Annotated in this window: 5 protein-coding genes; all 5 read left to right on the forward strand. The window is 63.2% G+C overall.

The window, feature by feature from the left end; all coding sequences use genetic code 11:
* A partial coding sequence (locus tag ACLQ62_RS14100) for a LysR family transcriptional regulator (protein WP_411722265.1) occupies window positions 1-885 on the forward strand: 885 nt, incomplete at its 5' end.
* A 182-nt stretch (window positions 886-1,067) separates the two neighbouring features.
* On the forward strand, window positions 1,068-2,483 hold the full coding sequence (locus ACLQ62_RS14105; protein ID WP_411722266.1) for an aromatic ring-hydroxylating oxygenase subunit alpha: 1,416 nt from the start codon (window positions 1,068-1,070) through the stop codon (window positions 2,481-2,483).
* 5 nt (window positions 2,484-2,488) lie between these two features.
* Window positions 2,489-3,010, forward strand: a complete 522-nt coding sequence (locus ACLQ62_RS14110) for an aromatic-ring-hydroxylating dioxygenase subunit beta (RefSeq protein WP_411722267.1) — start codon at window positions 2,489-2,491, stop codon at window positions 3,008-3,010.
* Window positions 3,007-3,234, forward strand: coding sequence for a ferredoxin (locus tag ACLQ62_RS14115; protein ID WP_411722268.1), 228 nt, complete (start codon window positions 3,007-3,009; stop codon window positions 3,232-3,234). Before ACLQ62_RS14110 ends, ACLQ62_RS14115 begins: the two co-directional genes overlap by 4 nt.
* A 2-nt stretch (window positions 3,235-3,236) precedes the next feature.
* Window positions 3,237-4,478, forward strand: coding sequence for an NAD(P)/FAD-dependent oxidoreductase (locus ACLQ62_RS14120; RefSeq protein ID WP_411722269.1), 1,242 nt, complete (start codon window positions 3,237-3,239; stop codon window positions 4,476-4,478).
* The last annotated feature ends 94 nt before the right edge of the window (window positions 4,479-4,572 follow it).

Below are 4,572 nucleotides of genomic sequence, written 5' to 3' on the forward strand. Positions count from 1 at the left end.
AACCTGCTTGTTGCGTTCGACGCGCTCGTGACGGAGAGACATGTGACCCGAGCTGCGGCTCGATTGTCGATCGGTCAGTCGGCGATGAGCGCGACGCTCAAGAGGCTTCGTCGGCTTTTTGCAGACCCCATCCTCGTGCGCCAGGGGCGTGAGCTTGTCGTCTCTCCGCTGGCCGAGAGGCTTACTGAACCTGTGCGAGACATCCTTGCATCGATCTCTTCCCTGGTCACACAGCGCGATGTTTTCGACCCGGAAACGACACGGCATACCTTTCGCATCATGGCCAGCGACTACATCACTATGATCTTCCTCCACCCGCTGTTGGAGCGGTTGGCGGATGAGGCTCCGAACGTCACCCTCAACATCTTCCCCATCGGAGAAGATCCCGGGGGCCACCTGTGGCGCAGCGACGTCGACTTGCTCATCTACCCGCGCGAAGTATTTCCCGAGATCGATCGATTCACCAGCGTCGAACTCTTCAGCGATGAGTATGTGTGCGCCGTCGACGGGGCCAACTCGGACGTCGGTGAATCGATGAGCCTCGAGCAGTTTCAATCGCAGCCGTACATGGCGACCCTGCATGGTGACCAGCCCTCGTTCGCCGATCTTCAGTTGGAAGCGCAGGGCATTCGAGTCGACTCGCAGATCCGGGCGAACTCGATCATGGCGCCCTTCATCTTGCGCGGCACCCGCTACATGACCCTGATCCTCGGCCACCTCGCGCGTTACGCCGAGAAGGAGGTCAACCTCCGATACTTCCGGCCGCCGATGACCATTCCGCCGGTGACCGAGATGATGGTCTGGACCCAGCGCAGCACCGATGACCCCGCCCACCAGTGGTTGCGTGCGCGGCTGCATCAACTCGTTACCCAACTGGGGATCTAGCTCAGCCGGCCGCCCGTAGCAGCTATTGATTTGATCGTTGTATCTCATCGAAAGCAATTGTTTCCCCTGATGTCTGCTCGTCCGTAGTCTCAAAAGTGTCCGGGTCCCGAACCCGGCCGCAGCACCGAGTTCCGAGATGCCCCGCTCGGCCGCGTGCCTTTTTGTCAAAGGAGACGAAACAGATGAGCACTACCGAGATCATCCAGACTGCCGGTCGGAAGCACCGACTCGATCGCATCCTCGACCGCGTCGAAGCATCCCTCGAGGACGATCTGGTTCCTGTCGAAATCTTCAACGACCCGGAGGTGTTTCGGGCTGAGGTCGATCGCATCTTCACGAACACGTGGGTGTTCGTGGCCCACGAGACTGAGATTCCGAAAGCCGGCGACTTCGTTCAGCGCCGCGTCGGACTCGACCCCGTGATCGTCACCCGGGACGGCGAGGGCGGAATCAACGTTCTCTCCAATTACTGCCGCCACCGCGGAACGCAGGTGTGCCAGACGGACCAGGGCAACAGCCGATTCTTCAAGTGCCCGTATCACGGGTGGACCTACAGCAGCACCGGGGACCTTATCGGCACACCGCACTTGGTCGACGCCTATGGCGAGAAGCTCGACCCGAAGGAGTGGGGACTGAAGCGCGCGCCCCGTGTCGCGAGCCGCCAGGGCTTCATCTTCGCGTCCCTCTCGGAGGACGTGCCCGAACTCGACGAGTTCCTTGGCGGCGGCGGTTGGATGCTCGACCTCGTCGTCGGACTTCACCCCAAGGGGATGCGCGTGGCCGGTCCGCCGGACCGTTACAAGGTGAAGGCCGACTGGAAGACGGCAGCCGAGAACTTCTCCGGCGACGTTTACCACCTCGACTCACTGCACTGGAGCACCGAGGAAATTCACGTTTCGCAGGGACTCCAGGCATCATGCGAAATCGGGCGTGCGTACGAAATGCCTGAGGGACACAACTTCGTCGGTCACGCGTGGACCAAGGCCATCCACCCCGGTTACGTCCTCTGGGGCTACCCGCCGGAGGTCACCCAGCACTTCGACCTTTCGGGGCTCGACGAAGCGCAACTGCACGTCGTGAACCACGAGCCGCCCACGGTCGGGACGATCTTCCCGAACCTGAGCTTCATCCGGTTCAACACGCCTGCCGTCCCGGGTGGCCCGTTCTCTGTGGTGACGAGCTTCCGCCAGTGGCAGCCGATCGGCCCAGGAGAAATCGAGCTGTGGAGCTGGCAGTTCGTCTGGGACTTCCAAACCGAGGAGGAGGTGCTCGAGCACTACACCACCGGGCAGTTCGTCTTCGGCTCCGCAGGCATCTTCGAGCAGGACGACACCGTCGCGTGGGAAGGCATCCCGCGTGCCGCCGCCAGCCCCTGGATGCGCAAGGAAGGCATGGCCTTCAGCTTCCAGCAGGGCAACAACAGCGAGGTAGACCAATCCCCGGACCCCACCTGGACCGGCCCAGGAATCCGACGGAACACCGGATACGGCGAACACAACCAGCTCGCCTTCTATCGCAAATGGCTCAAGGAAATGCGCAAGGGCGCACCCGCCAGAACCGTCGACCCCGCCAGCACGCACGACTGTGAAGGACACTGACCGCCATGATCGAAACCACTGACACCACCGATCTCGTGACGGTGCGCGCGACCATGGAACAGTTCCTCGGAACAGAGGCGCGCCTCCTCGACGAGGGCGACCTAGAGGCCTGGTACCTGCTTCTCGACGACGAGATCCACTACGAAACGCCCATCCGTGTCTCAACCGAACTGCCCAAGGACGAGGTCATCCGCGGTGCCTTCCGGATCCGTGACGACAAGGCGGCGGTTCGCACCCGGATCGACCGCTACAACACCGGCATCGCCTACTCGGAAGTCCCCCCGTCGCGAACCCTGCGACTTGTCGGCAGCATCGAAGTGCGCACGACCGACGAAGCGGGCGTCTATGCGGTTGCCAGCGCGCTGGTGTTGTACCGCCAGCGTGGCATCGACACCTATTTCGACCTCATCCCCGCGCGTCGCAACGACCTTATCCGCATCACACCCGCCGGAGCGAGACTGCAACGGCGCGAGGTGATCCTCACCGAGACCAGCCTCGCAACACCGAACCTGGGGCTCTTCCTGTGACCGCCGCAGCAACATCGGGCCAGATCTCCATCAAGCTCGACACCGGACGGTGTCTCGCGTACGGCACCTGTGTGAGCATCCATCCCGAAGTGTTCGCCCTCCCGAAGGGCGCCCGCGTCGCCGTCGTCCAACGTGACGTCGCAGACGCATCCGAACTCGAAGACCTGGAGGAAGCCGTGCGCAGCTGCCCGGCCCGCGCCATTTCCATTGGAACGGTCGACTGACCATGTCCCCAGCAACAAACAACATCATCATCGTCGGCGCCTCGGTAGCCGGAATCAGCGCGGCGGATGCGTTGCGTGACGGCGGATTCGAGGGCGAGATCACCGTTCTGAGCGATGAGCGGCACCTCCCGTACGACCGTCCGCCATTGTCGAAGTCCCTGCTTGCAACAGACGGCGACAGCCCGCCAGCCCAAGCCCTCCGCCCAGGTCCTGACGCCCACTTCGAAGCGAACCGAATCGACCTGAGGCTCGGCGTTGGTGCCGCCGGACTCGACATCGACCGCCGCTACGTGATTACAACCGACGGCGCGCCACTCCCGTATGACGCGGTCGTCATCGCCACGGGAAGCAGCCCGCGCCGGCTCGTTACAGAGGGAGGGGCCACCCTTCCTGCCCTTCGAACACTCGATGACCTCGCAACGATCCGATCGGCGGTCGACCGGCACCGGAATATCACTGTCATCGGCTGCGGCCTGATCGGCATGGAGGTCGCGGCAAGCCTGCGTGAGCGCGGAATCACCGTGACCGTCGTCGGTGCAGGCTCCATGCCGCTCGAAGCGACCTTGGGAAGGGACGTCGCGCAAACAATCTTCGACCTGCATGTCGAGCACGGAGTGAAATTCATCCTTAACGCCGCAGTGGAATCAGTCGGCGGCGTGGACGGCGACTTCACCGTGCACTTCGCGGACGGTTCCGTCCATTCCACGGAATACGTGATCGCCGGGATCGGGGTCACGCCGAACACCGACTGGCTCATCGGTTCCGGGGTCGACCTCGCGGACGGCGTCGTATGTGACGCGAGCGGGCGAACCAACGTGCCTGGCATCTACGCCGCGGGAGACGTTGCCAATATCGATTCGCCAGCACACGACAGCCGGCGGCGGATCGAGCACTGGACCAACGCGCTCGAACAGGGCCGGCACGTCGCGAACGAGATCCTGACAGGAAGTGGGACCCCGTACACCGTGGTGCCCTACTTCTGGACCGACCAGTACGACCGCAAGCTTCAGGTTTACGGTCACCGGCGGCCTGAGGACTCGATGTTCGTCGCCGAAGGATCCCTCGAATCCGGGGAATTCCTGGTGCTTTACGGCGACGGGGCTGCCTTCCATGCCGTTGCGTCCGTGGAGTACGGGACCTCGCTCCGCGCGTACCGCAAAATGCTCCAGCGAGGAGCTACCTGGGACGAGGCGGTTGCACACGCCGAGCAAAGCCAGGCGGCACACGGCATCCCGGCGCCATGATCGGGCCCGCGGCCCGCATCGATTCGTCACTTTAGAGCGACAGCTCTCCAGCGCCACCTCCTGGTGGCGCTCTCAACCATGACCGGAAAGCACT

Origin of the sequence: Mycetocola sp., from assembly GCF_046716805.1 — a bacterium.
Taxonomy (GTDB): domain Bacteria; phylum Actinomycetota; class Actinomycetes; order Actinomycetales; family Microbacteriaceae; genus Mycetocola_A.

Coding starts and splice junctions, on each gene's coding strand:
- ACLQ62_RS14120 (WP_411722269.1), top strand. CDS start 3,237: ATGTCCCCAGCAACAAACAACATCATCATCGTCGGCGCCTCGGTAGCC.
- ACLQ62_RS14105 (WP_411722266.1), top strand. CDS start 1,068: ATGAGCACTACCGAGATCATCCAGACTGCCGGTCGGAAGCACCGACTC.
- ACLQ62_RS14110 (WP_411722267.1), top strand. CDS start 2,489: ATGATCGAAACCACTGACACCACCGATCTCGTGACGGTGCGCGCGACC.